9 protein-coding genes are annotated in these 18808 nt (G+C 31.5%); 3 read left to right on the top strand and 6 right to left on the bottom strand.

Annotated features, from left to right (window positions below; translation table 11 throughout):
- Nucleotides 1-103: 103 nt before the first annotated feature.
- The 3 genes from IRZ83_RS11655 to kdsB all read left to right on the top strand — a co-directional run bounded on the left by IRZ83_RS11655 (nt 104) and on the right by kdsB (nt 3301).
- On the top strand, nt 104-1528 hold the full coding sequence (locus IRZ83_RS11655) for an ATP-dependent RecD-like DNA helicase (protein ID WP_029273625.1): 1425 nt from the start codon (nt 104-106) through the stop codon (nt 1526-1528).
- An 89-nt stretch (nt 1529-1617) separates the two neighbouring features.
- On the top strand, nt 1618-2448 hold the full coding sequence (gene ygiD / locus IRZ83_RS11650; RefSeq protein ID WP_194568948.1) for a 4,5-DOPA dioxygenase extradiol: 831 nt from the start codon (nt 1618-1620) through the stop codon (nt 2446-2448).
- 118 nt (nt 2449-2566) lie between these two features.
- Entirely contained in the window at nt 2567-3301 is a 735-nt protein-coding gene (kdsB, locus tag IRZ83_RS11645; protein ID WP_194568946.1) for a 3-deoxy-manno-octulosonate cytidylyltransferase, read from the top strand.
- 203 nt (nt 3302-3504) lie between these two features.
- Here kdsB and IRZ83_RS11640 read toward each other — a convergent pair whose 3' ends face one another.
- The 6 genes from IRZ83_RS11640 to IRZ83_RS11615 form a co-directional block, all read right to left on the bottom strand.
- Complete coding sequence (locus IRZ83_RS11640) at nt 3505-5916, bottom strand: thiamine pyrophosphate-dependent enzyme (RefSeq protein WP_194568944.1); 2412 nt, start codon at nt 5914-5916, stop codon at nt 3505-3507.
- Between the two features lie 188 nt (nt 5917-6104).
- Nucleotides 6105-8855, bottom strand: coding sequence for an aminopeptidase (locus IRZ83_RS11635; protein WP_194568942.1), 2751 nt, complete (start codon nt 8853-8855; stop codon nt 6105-6107).
- 278 nt (nt 8856-9133) lie between these two features.
- Entirely contained in the window at nt 9134-9862 is a 729-nt protein-coding gene (locus IRZ83_RS11630) for a TIGR00730 family Rossman fold protein (RefSeq protein WP_029273620.1), read from the bottom strand.
- Nucleotides 9863-10210: 348 nt separating this feature from the next.
- Nucleotides 10211-14023, bottom strand: coding sequence for a hypothetical protein (locus IRZ83_RS11625; RefSeq protein WP_194568940.1), 3813 nt, complete (start codon nt 14021-14023; stop codon nt 10211-10213).
- Nucleotides 14024-14037: 14 nt separating this feature from the next.
- Nucleotides 14038-16869 carry an excinuclease ABC subunit UvrA gene (gene uvrA / locus IRZ83_RS11620; protein ID WP_194568938.1) on the bottom strand — a complete coding sequence of 944 codons (2832 nt, stop codon included), beginning with the start codon at nt 16867-16869 and terminating at the stop codon, nt 14038-14040.
- A 115-nt stretch (nt 16870-16984) separates the two neighbouring features.
- Entirely contained in the window at nt 16985-18769 is a 1785-nt protein-coding gene (locus IRZ83_RS11615; RefSeq protein ID WP_194568936.1) for a chloride channel protein, read from the bottom strand.
- Between the last annotated feature and the right edge of the window lie 39 nt (nt 18770-18808).

The raw sequence follows: 18808 nt of genomic DNA, 5'->3' as shown, positions 1-18808 counted from the left end.
TCGATTTGAACTTAAATTAACTTGTATTTCTTATACGGTTTAAATTAAATTGACGTTGACAATGCCGTTTAAAAAACCGTACTTTGTATTTCAATTTAACCCTATGAATTCATCACTGTTTTACGGCGTTTTACAAAAAAGATTTCCATTTGCTCCCACTTACAAACAGGATATTTTTTTTCAAAAAATAGCTATTTTCCTTACCGATACGCATAACGATACCATTTTTGTACTGAAAGGATATGCAGGAACAGGAAAAACTACTGTGATTTCGACTATTGTAAATAATCTGGGAGATATTAATAAAAAGTTTGTTTTGCTGGCACCAACCGGACGAGCGGCAAAAGTAATTGCAAATTACTCAAATACGCCCGCATTTACGATTCATAAAAAAATATACTTTCCTAAAAAATCAGCTGGTGGAGGCGTGGCTTTTACAAAGCAATTAAACAAACATAAAAACACCATTTTTATCGTCGATGAAGCCTCGATGATTTCAGATAGCAATTCAGATTCTAAATTATACGATAACGGATCGCTTTTAGATGATTTGATTCAGTATGTTTATTCTGGAACCAATTGCAAAATGATTCTTTTGGGAGATACAGCACAGTTGCCTCCTGTTAATTTAGATATTAGCCCGGCTTTAGATGTTCAAACATTAGGTATTCATTACAATAAAGAAATTGAACATATAGAATTAGATGAAGTAATGCGCCAGGAAGAAAATTCTGGAATTTTATTCAACGCAACAGAACTTCGTGAATTATTGAAAGAAAGCTTTATTACAGAGTTTAAATTCAATGTGAAAAAGTTTAAAGATATTGTTCGCCTGACAGACGGTTACGATATTCAGGATGCGATAAATACAGCTTACAGTAATTATAGTATTGAAGATACGGCTTTTATTGTGCGTTCGAACAAACGTGCAAATCAGTATAATGAACAAATCAGAACAAGGATTTTGTTTAAAGAAAGCGAACTTTCTGTTGGCGATTTTTTGATGGTAGTGAAAAATAATTATTTCTGGCTAAAAGAAACTGACGTCGCCGGTTTTATTGCCAATGGAGATATTATAGAAGTTTTAGAACTCTTTGGAATTAAAGAATTATATGGATTTAATTTCGCAAAAGTAAAAATTAGAATGGTCGATTATCCCGATCAGAAACCTTTTGAGACGGTTTTACTATTAGACACCATTAAAAGCGAATCTCCGTCTTTAACTTACGAAGAATCAAATCGTTTGTATGAAGAAGTGATGAAAGATTATGAAGACGAAACAACAAAATATAAGAAGTTTCAAAAAGTAAAAGAAAACGAATATTTTAACGGATTGCAGGTGAAATTCTCCTACGCCATTACATGTCATAAATCGCAAGGTGGACAATGGAATACCGTTTTTGTAGAACAGCCTTATTTGCCAAACGGAATCGATCGCGATTACATCAGATGGTTATACACAGCTATGACTCGTGCCAAAAATAAATTATATTTGATAGGATTTAAAGACGAAAGTTTTGAGGAGTAAAAACACTACTAAGTCCACTAATTAGCACGAATTATTTAAGATCAAGATTTGTGTAAATCTGTAAAATTCGTGTTTTAAATAGTATAACAATGATAACACTAAACGACCTACATTCAATTTCATCAATGTTTTCGAATACCGATAAAATGCCGGTTTTGTTTTTAGGACACGGCAGTCCGATGAATGCAATTGAAGAAAATCAGTTTGTAGCTGGTTTTCGCAATTTGGCTAAAACATTGCCACAGCCAAATGCGATTTTGTGTATTTCGGCGCACTGGTTTACAAACGGAACAAAAGTTACTGCAATGGAAATGCCGAGAACAATTCATGATTTTGGAGGTTTTCCGCAGGCACTTTTTGATGTTCAATATCCTGCAAAAGGAAGTCCAGAATTAGCGGTTGAAACACAGAAAATCCTAGATCCTGTAATGGTCAAATTAGATGAACATTGGGGTTTAGATCACGGCGCTTGGAGCGTCATTAAACATTTGTATCCGAATGCAGATGTTCCTGTAATTCAATTAAGTATCGATTATACCAAATCGGGTCAGTATCATTTTGAATTAGCTCAGAAATTGCAATCATTGCGCTACAAAGGCGTTCTAATTATCGGAAGCGGCAATATTGTCCACAATCTTAGAATGGTCGATTTCAGAAATTTTGATAAAGATAACTACGGTTACGATTGGGCTATAGAAGCTCGTGAAACTGTGAATAATTATTTGCTTGATGGAAATTTCCAACCTTTAATTGATTTTGAAAAATTGAATAAAGCCATTCAATTAGCAGTTCCAACACCCGAACATTATCTTCCGTTATTGTATACGTTAGGATTAAAAGATAAAGCTGATGATTTAAGTCTGTTTAATGATAAATTACTGGCAGGTTCATTAAGTATGACTTCAGTAAAATTGATGTAAAAAAGCTTTGAGAATCTCTGTGAAAACTCTGTGCATCTCTGTGGTAAAGTTATAACGCAAAGTGACGCAAAGTCTTTCACAAAGATTCGCAGAGAAAAATAAATTTAAAAATAGTAGAATGAAAATAATAGCGGTAATTCCGGCGCGATATGCATCAACACGTTTTCCTGCCAAATTAATGCAGGATTTGGGAGGTAAAACTGTAATTCTAAGAACTTATGAAGCCTCAGTTGCTACAAATTTATTTGATGATGTTTTTGTTGTAACGGATTCAGATTTAATCTTTAATGAAATTGTTTCGAATGGCGGAAAAGCCATTATGAGCATCAAAGAACACGAATCTGGAAGCGACCGAATTGCAGAAGCGGTAATGAGTCTTGATGTTGATATTGTAGTGAATGTTCAAGGCGATGAACCTTTTACAGAATCTGGACCATTAGAGCAGGTTTTATCTGTTTTTAGAAACGATGAAGATAAGAAGATTGATCTGGCCTCATTAATGCGAGAAATCAAAGATGAAGAAGAAATCAATAATCCAAATAATGTAAAAGTTGTGGTAGATCAATCGCAGTTTGCCTTGTATTTTTCACGTTCTGTAATTCCGTATCCAAGAGATAAAAATGTTGGAGTTCGTTATTTTCAGCACATCGGAATTTATGCTTTTAGAAAACAAGCTCTATTAGACTTTTACAGCCTTCCAATGAAATCTTTAGAAGCCTCTGAGAAGTTAGAGCAGTTACGTTATTTAGAATTCGGAAAACGAATTAAAATGGTCGAAACTACACATGTAGGAATTGGGATTGATACTGCAGAGGATTTAGAAAGAGCTCGAGCAATGTTACGTGATATTTAGACACGGATAAAACGGATTCGCTTTCGCGAAGACGCTGATTTAAACGGATTTTATGTTATTGCTAGGAACGAAGCAATCTCGTTTGCTAAGTTCAAATTATAGTGAGGTTGCTTCGTTCCTCACAATGACTCTAACATTGTGTATGTAAAAACAAAAAGCTCCAAATATTTTGGAGCTTTTTTATATCTTAAATATTCTAAATCTTAGTATAAATCAGGGAATTTAGAAGGATTAACTTCGTTCATCATGCTGTAAACTTTCTCAAAAATATCTTCAGCAGAAGGTTTAGAGAAATAGTCACCATCAGTTCCGTATGCTGGTCTGTGAGCTTTTGCTGCTAAAGTCTGCGGTTTGCTGTCTAGATAATTATAAGCATCTTGTTCTTCTAAAATTTGCTGTAAAATATAGGCTGATGCACCTCCAGGAACATCTTCGTCGATGACTAAAAGACGATTTGTTTTGGCAATACTTTTTACAATGTCTTTATTAACATCAAACGGAAGCAGAGATTGAACGTCTATAATTTCGCAGTCTATTCCTAAATCTAATAATTCGGTTGCAGCTTGTTCAACTAATCTTAAAGTTGATCCGTACGAAACCAAAGTAATATCTGATCCTTCTCTTAATGTTTCTACAACACCAATTGGCGTTTTAAACTCACCAAAATTTAAAGGCGTTTTTTCTTTTAAACGATATCCATTCAAACATTCGATAACTAAAGCTGGTTCGTCACATTCTAAAAGCGAATTGTAAAATCCTGCCGCCTGAGTCATATTTCTCGGTACCAAAACATGAATACCTCTAATAGCATTTATAATCATTCCCATCGGAGAACCAGAATGCCAGATACCTTCTAAACGGTGCCCACGAGTTCTGATAATTAAGGGTGCTTTTTGTTTGCCAACAGTTCTATACTGCAATGTAGCCAAATCATCACTCATGATTTGAATCGCATATAATAAATAATCTAAATACTGAATTTCAGCAATTGGGCGCAAACCTCTCAAAGCCATTCCGATCCCCTGACCAATAATGGTAGCTTCACGAATTCCGACATCGGCAACACGAAGTTCTCCGTATTTTTCCTGCATACCTTCTAAACCTTGGTTTACATCTCCAATATTTCCAACATCTTCACCAAAAATTAAAGTTTCTGGATATTTTGTGAAAATAGCGTCAAAATTATCGCGTAAAAGCATTCTTCCATCGATATCTGCTTTGGCATTTTCGGCATATTCCGGAAGTACTTTTTGCACAGAAAACACATTTTTATCAGACTCAGAATGTAAATTACTGCTAAATCTTGGCTGTGTAACTCCTATATAATCTGTAATCCATTTTGATAGAATTACTTTACTGTTTGGAACTTCAATAAAACGCAATGTCTTTCTTGCTATCGCAAGCATTTCCTTTTTTAAAGGCGATTTTATAGCGCTTAATTCTTTTATGTAAGTTCTGATTTTTTCTTTGTGATTGATGCTTGCTTCAGCAATCTGTTCCAATAAAGACAAAAGATTTTTTTGATCTTCAATTATCGGATTGATGAAAGAATTCCAAGCTTCTTTTTTAGCTTCAAGAACTTCTTTTTTTATTTCAAAATCAATTTCTGATAATTCTTCTGGCGATGCAATATTAATAGCAATCATCCATAAACGCATTTGGCGGATACAGTCAAAATCTCTTTCCCAAGCTAATCTTTCTGCGTTTTTATAACGTTCGTGAGAACCTGAAGTGGAGTGTCCTTGTGGCTGTGTTAATTCGTTTACGTGTATTAAAACCGGAATATGTTCCTCGCGGGCAATGGCGCCGGCTCTTTCGTAAGTTGAAACCAGCTCAGCATAATCCCAGCCTTTAACTCTAAAAATATCATAACCTTTTGAATCTTCATCACGTTGATAGCCTTTTAGAATTTCAGAGATGTTTTCTTTTGTAGTCTGATGTTTTGCGTGAACAGAAATTCCGTATTCGTCATCCCAAACACTCATAACCATCGGAACTTGTAAAACTCCGGCAGCATTTATGGTTTCAAAAAACAAACCTTCAGAAGTACTTGCATTTCCAATTGTTCCCCAGGCTACTTCATTTCCATTTACAGAAAATTTGTCTTTCGTAGTAATGCCGTCAACATTTCTATAAATTTTAGAAGCCTGCGCTAATCCCAATAATCTTGGCATTTGTCCTGCTGTAGGAGATATATCTGAACTTGAATTTTTTTGTTTTGTTAAGTCTTTCCAAGATCCGTCTTCGTTTAGACTGTGCGTTACAAAGTGTCCGCCCATTTGTCTTCCTGCTGACATTGGATCAAATTCTAAATCGGTATGACCGTATAAACCTGCGAAAAATTGTTTTGGTGTTAATTCTCCAATCGCCATCATAAAAGTTTGATCGCGATAATATCCAGAACGAAAATCTCCATTTTTAAAGGCTTTTGCCATTGCAAGCTGCGGCACTTCTTTTCCGTCACCAAATATTCCAAATTTAGCTTTTCCCGTTAAAACTTCTTTACGACCTAAAAGACTACATTCACGGCTAGTTACTGCAATTTTGTAGTCGTTCAATACCTCAATTTTGAAATCTTCAAATGTTAATGTAGTATTGCTTTTTTCTGTTATCATAATCTTGTAGGGTCATGTTTAGACTGCGAAATTACTTAAAAACAATCAATAATCATAATTCTTTAAAATAAATATAATTTAATTATTTGTATTTAAAATCAAAAAACTACCTACTTTTTTTGTGTTATGTATAGATAAAAGTTAAATTTAATGATAATTACGCATGTTTTTGTTTAAATTTTATTTAATTAGAACCATTTTCTAGTAAAAAGATTAACTAATGTTTTTGGGGCAAATGTTACTACAAATCTAATTTTTTCGTTGTATTTATTTTGAGAAATCTCCCATCCGTTATTCGAATAAACAGGAAAATAGAGTTCAAAATAGTCCTGAACCAAATTTAATCGGATACCGCTGTCATAAACAAAATCTCCATTTTGATGTTTGCTTTTCATAAAACCAACATCGCCGTATACTTCAATCCAATTCCAAATCGAGTAGCTGGCATTAAACGCAGTAAGCCATTGATTAGCGTATCTTGGGGGTATCTTTGACTTAAATGCGCCTTCGGCCATCACGTATTGCTGACTAAAAATCCCAGTACTTTCAGATCTTCCAAAAAAGTTGTAATCAAACATATAATCGGTTGGGCGATCTAATCCAAAACTAAAATAATCTGAGTTTGTTGTATTATAAATAAAACTTCCAGCGTATAATCTCAAATTCAGTTTATGGTTGTTTTCAAATAATCGTCTGTATTCGACTTCGCCAGAAAGTTTACCAAAATCACCTGAGAATTGAACATCGGTCATAAAACTGAAATGATCAACTAATTCTGTTTTAGTATTCGAATAGCGGGCATTAAAAATCGAATAATTTGGTTTAGAATTATCAGTAATATATTCACTTGCTTCCCGATTTACGATAACTTCCCTGAACATGATCAACTGTTTTCTATTATCTCTAAAGTTTTTTTCACGAATTCGAAACTGCACCATCGGATTCAATCTTAAATAAGCAGCATCTGGCGCGTAATGAAAATAATTTTGACTAATCGAATAACGCACATTATAAAGCGTGCTGTTTCTGTAATATTCGCTCCATGAAAAAGCCGAAGATCCAGATAATGTGCCAGCATTTATAGAATATGCAGGGTTAATGTCGAAGGTAAAAGGTTTGTCTAGAATTGTTTTGTTATGAAAACGAACTCCAGGCGTTAATCCGTCGTATAAATTGTAAGTAAGCGTAGGAATATATAAGATTTGGTTATAATATGGATCTTCTAAATCTTTGGCAAAATTAAATTTTATCGGTCGATTGGTAAGTACAAGGCTTTTAAGTGATTTCCAGTTGTTTCTTTGGTTGTATTCCGGAACTTCATTGTCGTAATTAATTACAATTTTATCTGCATTTTTTCTGTCAAATTGATAAATCGAATCGGTGTTTTCAGGTTCAATCCATTTTTTAAAAACAATTTCATTTTTCTTCAGACCATAAACCGGGATCGGAGCAAACACATTTGTTTTGCTTTTTATTGAAAACTGAATACTGTCTTTGGTTCTTGAAACATTCGAAAATTTATAATCAATTATATCACGTGAATCTATTATAGTTTTAAAAAACCAGTCGATATTTTTCGGACTGTTTTTAGTTAAGATTTTTTCAAAATCATAACGATTTGTCTGCTCGGTTTTATTCAAATTATAAAATTCCTGAACACTTTGCGGAACAATATTATGATCTAAATAGTCATCTAAATAACTCAAACTTAAACCTGCGCGATATTTACTGGCAATCTGCTCATTAAATTTAATTAAAGTATTTTTTGGATCTCCAAGTGGCTGATCCAAATTTTTTCGCGCCATCAGCATATAATAATAGCTGTATTGCTCGTTAAAAGTCAGATTAGTAATGTTGTAACTTTTAAAAAGTTTCATTCTCGAAAGCCTTCCCAGCATTTTTTCATCCAAATGATATTCTTCCATATATTTCATCATAGCGTATATCTGGATTCCGTCATAGACCCAATTGTCTTTTCGAGGATCAAGTCGAAGCGAGTTTTTTAAATAATTATTGAGATAGGTTTTAAAAAAAGTAATCTCAAACATAAATTCATCAGAAAACGGACTTATAAAAGAGGGAAGCTGATTTAATCCGTAAAATGGATTTCTTTCATAATCAGCCTGTGAAACTGTAATTTTTTCGTGGGGATATTTTCCAATAAACTCATTGGCAAAAGCAGCAACACGATTGATCACAATTGCTTTTTGAATTTCAGTTATTTTCTTGTTTTTTAAGTCAGACAAAACCTCTATAGTTCCGTTGTCATAGCTTCTAAAGTTATTTTGTTTTTCAATAAACAAATTAAAATCAGTTCTATTAGTTCCTGAAAACGAATAAGTGCTGAATGAAGGATTTGAAACATCTTTTGAAACCGAATTCAAATCAGTCGTAATCGAATAGCTGTTTGGAATTTTTATTTCAACTTCATAATCTGTTACAGCATTTGCAATATCATCTAAATTAAAATTGTTGTTTTGAGTAAAATGATGATTTTCAAATCTGGCAGGACTTAAAAACCAGTTTTTCAAGTTCATACCGCCATTCTGGTCAAAACCGTAACGTGTAAATTTATCACTCGGAATTTTAGAAATATAGATAAGATGCAAATCGATTTTTTCTCCAGGAAGCAGTTTATGATTTAATTTAACTATTATAAAATCTGGATTTTTATCGGTTCTTTCCCATTCTAAAGCCATGTTCTCAGAATAGGTCAGGTTTAAAATTGTTGTATTTCCTCTCTCAACTGCTTTTGCTACATGAAAACCTCTATAAAATTCATCTGAAAAACGTTTTGCCAAAGGTGTGTTTTTATTTGCAAAGGCATTATTCCAGTCATTCAAAACGATAGAAGTGAGCGAATCATTTGATGCATTATAAAATGTAATATCCTGTCTTACATTCAGTGTTTTAAGTTCAAGATTAACCGCCACTTCCATCTTAGAATGATGTTGTGCATATTGTTTTATCGAACTGAATAAAACTAAAAGAAGGAATATGATTTTATAAAATGATTTCAAGGATGGTTTAAAAGTTAATAGTATATACTTAAGTTACGAGCATAAAGTTCTTTTGGTTTTATGTAAAAATAGCATAAAAAAAGCTGTTTATAAAACAGCTTTGAAATTTAACCATATAAGTGATATAAGTAAATTTAAGTTCACAATTATTAGGTCAAAATATATAAACTTATATGACTTCTATGGTATAAAAAAATTTAGAAATTTGGACTTAAATCGTATTTCTTGTAGAATTTATCTAATACGTCAACAACTTCATCTTCAGTATCTACAATCTTAAATAAGTTTAAATCGTCAGGACTTACAGTCTGCATTTTTTCAACTAAAACCGTTTTTACCCATTCGATTAATCCTGACCAGAATTCAACGCCAACCAAGATAATTGGAAATTTCCCGATTTTCTTAGTCTGAATCAATGTAATCGCTTCAAACATTTCGTCAAGCGTTCCAAAACCTCCTGGCATAACCACAAAACCTTGCGAGTATTTCACGAACATTACTTTTCTCACAAAGAAATAATCGAAATTCAAGTTTTTATCGTGATCAATATATGGGTTAAAGTGCTGTTCAAAAGGCAATTCGATATTCAAACCAACCGAAGTTCCGCCTCCTAAATGTGCACCTTTATTTCCGGCTTCCATAATTCCCGGCCCTCCACCTGTAATTACACCATAACCGGCCTTACTGATTTTGTAAGCAATTTTTTCAGCCAATAAATAATATTTATCGTCAGGTTTTGTTCTCGCCGAACCAAAAATAGATACACACGGACCAATACGTCCCATGCTTTCGTAACCGTTTACAAATTCGGCCATGATTTTAAAAATCGCCCAGCTGTCGTTGGTTCTAATTTCATTCCACGTTTTTTGTTTTAAACGATCCTGAATTATTTTATCTTCATCATTATCAAAATCTTCTAATCTCATTTTAGGTATTTTAATTTATTATTTTTATTATGTTTTGGCTCTTGTTGTCATCCTGACTATGGTCGAAAGATAAGGAGCTGTTTCCTGCTGTCCGCTATATCTTTTCCTTGCTAAAGAAGCAAGAAAAAGGATGCCACTTCCATCAGGGCTAGGGCATCGTTTTCAAATAAGCAAATGGCTTAATCGAAACATTTGTCTCTAAAATTTTAAAAAAGAGCGGATGCTAAATTAACACTTTTTATTAGAATTGTTACAAAAAGGCAAGTTTATAATCTAAAGTTAATATTTGGGTAATAATGAAATTAAGGTTTTTATTTCATTATCAATGGATTAAAGAAAATGGATTTCTTATTTTTTATTTTTTAAATTTACTTTGATTCTTTTACCGTCTTCAATAAAGTTTTTACTCGAAATAAAGACTTTGTCAGTTTCTAAGAGATTAATAAATGTTAAATTTTCAGTATTATTTTGGAATTTACTAACTTTTCCGACAGTGATTGTGGAGTATGGATCACCTAATAATAGGATTAAACTTTTTAATTCTGTTTTATCAATAGTTATGTAATATCTATTAAAGAGTTTTATTTTGTCTTCTTGGGATTTACTTTTTGATAATAGTTCTTTAAACAATTCTTTACTGATTTTTATTTTATCACTTTTTGATAGATAGTGGCAAACTTCTTTTAATAATTCTGTATTCTCGAGAAGTATTGAATCTTTTGTGTTTTCAATTATAAAAGTTTCGTTCCCTGCTGTAAATTTTGAATTTAGAAGCTTTAAAATAATTTCACTTCCTAAAGAGTAGATATTTATGTTTTTTAAAAATTCAGTTATGTTTATTTCTAATAAAACTATAAGTAAATCTGTAAATTGAGTGTCGATGAAATTATAATTTTCTAAAGTAAGCGTTAGTATTTTATTACTAATCAACAGCTTCATTTTTTCATTAGAAATTTCGCTAAAATAAATTTCTCCTTTTGTATAAGAATAGGGAATTGTTAAATTTGTGGCTAAAATAGTAAATGCACTTAGTGAAATATTGCTTTTTAAAAATTCGCGTGTAAATCTTTTAATTATGTCTGTGTCTTCTTTTGAATCTTTATTAATTTTATACTTAAGTTCTTTACTATGTTCACTAATGTTTATATATTTAATTAATGTATTGTCAAAACTATCTATTGTTTTAAAATATTGTATTAAATTATTCCAAGAAATTACGACTTTATCCGCTTCCAATAAAGTATTCCAAATTGAGATATCCTCTATTTCATAAATATTATTGATTAAATTTCGATTTTTGTAAATAATTTCAACTTTAAGTTCTGGCTTAATATCTTTATTTAAAATTTCAATAATTGTTTTTTCAGATTCATTATTATTGTTTTTCAGTTGTTGAAATACGTTTTCTAAATACTTTTCTATATTTTCATCAATATAAGATTTAAGTATTGAGGCACCTGAATTTATAATAGTTGTATAATTTTCAGTTTCGAGTAATGAGATATCTATTTCGTTTTTTTTGTATAAATCTGCAAATAATTCAATCATATGATAATTGATTGCATAATAATTATTTTTATAAATAAAATCTAAAACAGCTTTAGAACCCTTATTATCCAATATTTTAAATTTAATATCATTTTTTGATATAAAATCGTTTAATTCTTTATCTATGTTTATAAATGGAGCCAAACTATCCATTTCTGAAATATAATTAGAAATGCTATTCCTGATATTTAAGTTTTGTAAAGTAGATAAATCTAGTTTCGAAAACATGAAATTTAAGTACTCAATAATTTTATAGTTTGATAAATTTGATACTATTTCCTCCCAAATGTTCTGGTTAACATTTTTCCAATTTTTACACAAGGCTTGAAAAAATGATTTTTTATTTGCATCTTTCGTATAATTTAAATATTCATCTATGAATGTAACAGGCTTAATTATTTTAGTGCTTAATAATGTTATGATTTGATTTAACTGTTTATCTGTGTTGTTTCTTTCAATGATATAATCTAGAAGTGAAAAATTTAATATTTCTTCTCGACTGAAATCAGATTCTAAAATGTCAGGGAATAAATTATCAATTTCTTGTAATGTGAAATCGTATGGCAACGGTTTGTTGTTTGTAAAGCTCTTTAAGAAATCATTGTCTTCTTTGGTAATAGTTCCTGGATAGAAATACGAAATATAATGAGAATAACTTTCATCAATATGGCCATATCTTATTAGAAAATTGATTAAATCATAATTATTAACTTTAGGAAAAACTATAATCTCACTAGTAATTATGATCTCTTTTCCGTCGATCGTTTCTTTTGAATTTATACTTTTTTTGTATTGCATAGCATCCAAGCATTTTTGAAAGTATTCGTCAGATACTATGTCTTTAATTTTTTGAGTTCTTAGAATTTGTTTTTCATTTTCTAATCTTTCAATTTCCTTTTTAATCTCATTTATTTTATCATTTTTTTTATTTTCTATAATCTCAAAGCGTTCCGTGTAGGATCCAACTTCTGATTCTAAATTTTGAAAAGAAATTCCACTATTTGAAGTAGAATACCTTCCAAAGGATGTATTCCAGTGATAATATGAAATATTACTAAGTTTACAAAAAGAATCAAAGTAGCTGTCAAGTACAAGTTTATCTATAGAACATTGTTCATTATTAATCAATATATTTTGTATATTTTGATTTTGGTTCAGAAGCAATCTTTCATAAAATTTTACGATATATAATCTTCTTAATTCGTTAACATCTTTGATCAATTCTTTTTTTGAATTTTCAATTTTGAGATTTTCTTTGGAGATATCTTGTTCTATAGAACCAATAGTATCTTTTATAAGTTTAAAAAAGTTATTAAAAACAGAATAAACATATCCTCTCTGACTGTTTAAATTATCAAAATCTTTAGGTTCTACATTTTTATAAATCATCATCGCCAAAAGTTTAGTTTTATCTAAATTATCGCCAATTATGTTTTTATAAATTTTATATTCATTATTAATTGAGATTAATGTCCTTTTATCACATAGATAACGGGCAACTTGCTTAATGAAAATTTTTGGTATTTCATCTTTCGTTATATCAATTTTATCTAATAATTCAACACTAGAATTAGAATAATTTATTACTGGAATTACTGGGATAATGAAGTCGAAGAATTTTGCTCTTTCTTCTTCTTTGAAGGTATCATCTTGAACGGCATAGATAAAAGTTATTTTTCTTTTCTCTTTTATTGGATCGTAATTATTTATTAAATAATTAATTTCTCTAAGTTTTATAAAAATTTCTGTGTTTTTAAATCTATCTAAATCCTCAATAAAAATGACATTGAAAGGATTTATTTCAAAAAAATATAAAATCTCATCGATTTCATTTTCAAAATTTACACTTCTCTTATCATCTCCATTTTCAATTTCAGCATCTTGAAAGCTAAATTTAGTAAGTTTGAAATTTAATACAAATCCCATTGTTTTGTATATTATGTATCCAAATCCTGCTAAAAAATATAGAAAATAAACGATGTTAGAAAATTTAGAATAATAGTTTAATGAGAAAAGTGTGGCAATATCATTTAGGAAATTGACATTAAAGAAATAAGTTAATGATAGTAACCACAGAAAAAATAAGAAAGCTTTCCAAGCAACATTTTTATGATTAACAATTCTCTTAAATCTTGATTCGGGAATTTTCTTTTGTTCAATTTTGTAAAATAGTTGTTTTAAGATGCAATATTCTATTTCTTTTATAGTATGTGCTTTTTCGTCAAAAGTTGCCAAAGAAATGCTCAGATATTTGTATTCAATATTTTTGTATTCAAATGTTTTAAGAATTGAACTTTTTCCCGAACCATAAGGTCCAGTCAACGCTACATTTTTTGTATTTGGATTATCAATGGAATATTTTATGATATCACTATACTTATCGTCTTCGTCGTTGAGTATTATAGGTGTGAAATCTTCAAAATTTTGAAGATTAATTAAATCATTATTTTTGTTTAATCTCTTATACCAATTGTTGGATAAATAGATAGTATTTTGTAATGTATTGATTAGTAGTTTTTTAAAAAATATTCTAATTTTTGTTTTACGTTTATTAATTTGACTTATTGGTATTAACTTATTTACTTCAGAAATTAATAAAACGAATATATTCATAATAATTCAATAGATTAGTTTAACTCTTTTTTCAAAAACTTAGCTGTATAACTTTTTTTATTTTTCGCCACTTCTTCAGGAGTTCCTTTAGCGATTAATTGTCCGCCGCCTTTTCCGCCTTCAGGACCAATGTCTATAATATAATCAGCAAGTTTAATTACGTCCATGTTATGTTCGATAACCAGGATTGTATTTCCTTTATCAACCAATTTATTAATTACATCCATCAAAACACGAATGTCTTCAAAATGCAATCCAGTTGTAGGTTCATCCAGAATATAAAAAGTGTTTCCGGTATCTTTTTTAGATAATTCTCCTGCTAGTTTTATACGCTGTGCTTCACCACCAGAAAGTGTTGTGCTTTGCTGGCCAAGCGTTATATATCCTAAACCAACATCCTGAATTGTTTTTACTTTTCTGTAAATCTTCGGAATGTTTTCAAAAAATGGAACTGCTTCATCAACCGTCATATTCAATACATCTGAAATCGATTTTCCTTTGTATCGAATTTCTAGTGTTTCTCTGTTAAAACGTTTCCCTTGACAAGTTTCACATTCCACATAAACATCTGGCAAAAAGTTCATTTCGATAGTTCTAACACCAGAGCCTTCGCAGGTTTCACAGCGTCCGCCTTTTACGTTAAAACTAAAACGTCCGGCTTTATAACCGCGAATCATACTTTCAGAAGTCATCGTAAACAGGTTTCTGATTTCGGTGAAAACCTCTGTATAAGTTGCTGGATTTGAACGAGGCGTTCTTCCAATCGGACTTTGGTCAATGTCAATTACTTTGTCGATATGTTCTAAGCCTTCAATTTTTTTGTAAGGCTGTGGTTTTTTTACACCATTAAAATAATAAGCGTTCAAAATAGGGTAGAGCGTCTCATTAATCAAAGTCGATTTCCCGCTTCCTGAAACTCCTGTCACACAAATTAATTGTCCTAAAGGCAATTCGATTGAAACATTTTTAAGATTATTTCCAGTCGCTCCGGTTAGTTTTAAAAACTTGCCATTTCCTTTTCTGCGCTCTTTCGGAATCTCTAATTTCATTTTACCGTTCAAATATTGAGCGGTAATCGTGTTCGATTTTAAAGTTTCCGCTGGAGTTCCAATACTAATAATTTCTCCGCCGTATTTCCCTGCTTTCGGACCAATATCAATTACATAATCAGCACGTTCGATCATGTCTTTGTCGTGTTCAACCACAATAACCGAGTTTCCTATATCACGTAATTGTTCTAAGGAATGAATTAATTTTTCATTGTCTCTTTGGTGCAAACCAATACTTGGCTCATCCAAAATATATAAAACACCAACTAATTGTGAACCAATTTGGGTTGCTAAACGAATACGTTGTGCTTCACCACCAGAAAGTGATTTTGAACTTCGGCTTAAAGCCAAATAATTAAGACCAACATTCATTAAAAAGTTCAAACGGTCTTTGATTTCTTTTACTACTTCAGAAGCAATTAAAAGTTGTTTTTCAGACAAGTGATTATTCAAATCCTGAAACCAGATTGTCAAATCTGAAATGTCCATATCACATAATTCGGTGATATTTTTCCCATTCACTCTAAAAAACTGTGCTTCCTTTTTCAAACGAGAACCATCACAAACCGGACAATTAATTTCGTCCATAAAATCTTTTGCCCAACGTTTTATAGTTGTCGAAGAAGTTTCGTCAAATTGATTTTTAATGAAGTTTGAAATTCCTTCAAAATCTATTTTATAATCGCGCGTAACGCCTAAATCTTTTGAATTTACGACAAATTTATCTTTTCCTCCATGCAAAATCATGGTCATTGCTTCTTCTGGAATTTTCTCAATCGGATCTGTTATTTTGAAACCAAATTTTTCTCCAATAACTTCTAATTGCTTAAAAATCCAAGATGATTTATATTCACCAAGTGGAGCAAAACCACCACTTTTAATCGATAATTTAGGATTCGGAATAATCTTTTTTACATTAATTTCATGTACAGTTCCCAATCCATTACAATGCGGACAAGCTCCTTTAGGAGAGTTGAACGAAAATAAATTTGGTTCTGGATTTTGGTATGAAATTCCGGTTGTCGGACACATTAAATTTCTACTGAAATAACGAACTTCATTCGTATCCTGATCTAAAATCATCAAAACATTTTCGCCATGGTGCATTGCAGTGTTTATACTTTCCGCCAATCGTTTTTGATTGTCTTCTGTATTTTCAATTAACATTCTGTCAACGACAATTTCGATATCATGGGTTTTGTAGCGGTCTAATTTCATTCCTGAAACCAAATCCTGAACTTCGCCATTTACGCGAACCTTTAAGAATCCCTGCTTTGTAATTTGTTGAAACAGTTCAGCGTAATGCCCTTTTCTAGCTCTAATAATTGGGGCTAAAATATTGATTCGTTTTCCGCTAAAATCCTGCATAATCAAATCTTTGATTTGGTCATCAGAATACGAAACCATTTTTTCGCCGGTGTTGTAACTGTAAGCATCTGCACCACGCGCATATAGAAGGCGGAGGAAATCATATATTTCAGTAATAGTTCCAACGGTTGAACGCGGACTTTTACTGGTTGTTTTTTGTTCAATAGCAATTACCGGAGAAAGTCCGTCGATTTTATCCACATCCGGACGTTCTAAACCACCAAGGAATTGTCTGGCATACGCCGAAAAAGTTTCGACATAACGACGCTGTCCTTCAGCATAAATGGTATCAAAAGCCAAAGAAGATTTTCCCGAACCAGAAAGACCTGTAATTACAACCAGTTTTTCTCTCGGAATAGAAATATCGATATTTTTTAGATTATGAACTCTTGCACCAAGAACTTCAATAGTATTGTCTTTATCTAGCATAAATTTGAGCAAAACGCAAAGTTACCACTTTGATTTGTTCTTTTAGTACTAGAGAATAGAAGTTTATGTTAAAAATTGTAACAAAATAACGCTACTGTAAAACGTTTATTGGGCATTATTCAATTGTCATAGAACGCAGTTTCATTCTATAAGCTTCCAGCGCTATAGATTTGGAAATGAAGCCATAGTATTTTTCGTTTCGTATAACAGGAAGAAATGCCGTTTTCGATTTTTCGAATTTACCCATTACAATTTCCATACTGTCAAAAGATGAAATTGTAGCAGGAGGTGTTTTCATAACATCTCTGATCAAGGTGTATTTTACACGATATGCATTAAAGATAATTTCGCGGATATCATTAAAATGAACTATTCCAACAAGTTCTTTTTCGTTATTGACAACGGCAAAAACAACTTGATTTGAGTGTGAAATAAGATCTACTAATTTATTTAAATGCTCATCTGGATGAACCGTTAAATAATCACATTGAATGATCGTATCAATATCTAAAGTTGATAGAATATTAGAATCTTTATTGCTCGTAAAAGCATGTCCTTTTTTAGCCAGATTTTTTACGTCAAGTGAATATTTTTCAAAACGCTTAGAAATAGCAAAACTAATTGAGGAAACAATCATAAGCGGAATCATTAATCCGTAACCTCCAGTTATTTCGGCAATTAAGAAGATTGCTGTAAGTGGCGCGTGAAATAATCCACTCAAAATACCAGCCATTCCAACCATTGTAAAATTACTGATCGGCAGTTTTGATAGGCCAATAAGGCTAATGAATTTTGAAAAGAAATAACCTAAATAAGAACCTAAAAACAAAGACGGCGCAAAATTTCCTCCGTTTCCTCCGCTTCCAATTGTAAGTCCAGTAGCAAATACTTTTACCATCATAGTGCAGCCAACAAATAGAAGTAAAACCCACTGATTGTTTCTCAAATCTGCAAATAAAGTATTGTCTAATAATTGCCCTGGATCATTTTCAGATAGGGTTTTAATACTTTCATAACCCTCTCCAAAAAGAGTTGGAAAAATAAAAATAAGCAGTGCCAGTAACGAAGAACCGATTAAAGCTTTTTTATACGGGTTCCATTTTGATTTAGAAAAATAATGCTCGACTTTTTGAAAATTTCGTGCATAATAAACTGCTATAAATCCAGTCAATACTCCTAAAAGTACATAAAAAGGAATATTATGATAATTAAAAACTTCTTGTTTCTTGAAGGACAATAAAATACTTTCATCTAAAACAATTGCAGAAACCAAAGCACCTGTAGCTGCCGATATCATAATAGGAGTAAAGGCTGAAATACTTACATCAACCAATAGCACTTCAATTGCAAATAAAACACCGGCAATTGGAGCATTAAAAGCAGCAGAAATTCCCGCTGCAACGCCACACCCAATAAGTAAAGTCCTGTCTTTATAAGGTAATTTATAATTTTGGGCAAAGTTTGAACCAAATGCCGCCCCTGTAATCACAATCGGACTTTCTAAACCCGCAGAACCTCCTAAACCAACAGTTAACGAACTAGTTACAATTTGCGCATACATTTGTTTTTTAGGAATAATACTTGCTTTCTTAGCAACAGCATACAAAATTTGCGAAGTACCCTTTTCAATACTTCCGTTTAAAACTCTTTTTACAACAAAAACAGTAAGCACAATTCCGATAATAGGAAGTATACTGTTAATGAAACTCAATTTTAAAATTCCGTTGATATAAGTAGCAAATGAGAAAACGCTGTGAGCAAAAGTTTTTAAAACAATTACAGCCAAAGAGCATGATATACCAATTAGAACACTTGATAAAAAAATAAACTGCTTTGGAGTCATTAAGGATTGTGCCAAAGCAATAATGCTTTCTAGTTTTCTAAAATATTTTTTTAGCATTCTGTTTGTAAAAAGTTAGGGATATTGCAAATTTAGCCT

The sequence above is a fragment of the Flavobacterium sp. JLP genome (assembly GCF_015350755.1).
Taxonomy (GTDB): domain Bacteria; phylum Bacteroidota; class Bacteroidia; order Flavobacteriales; family Flavobacteriaceae; genus Flavobacterium.
This window is presented reverse-complemented; position numbering and strand designations above follow the sequence as displayed.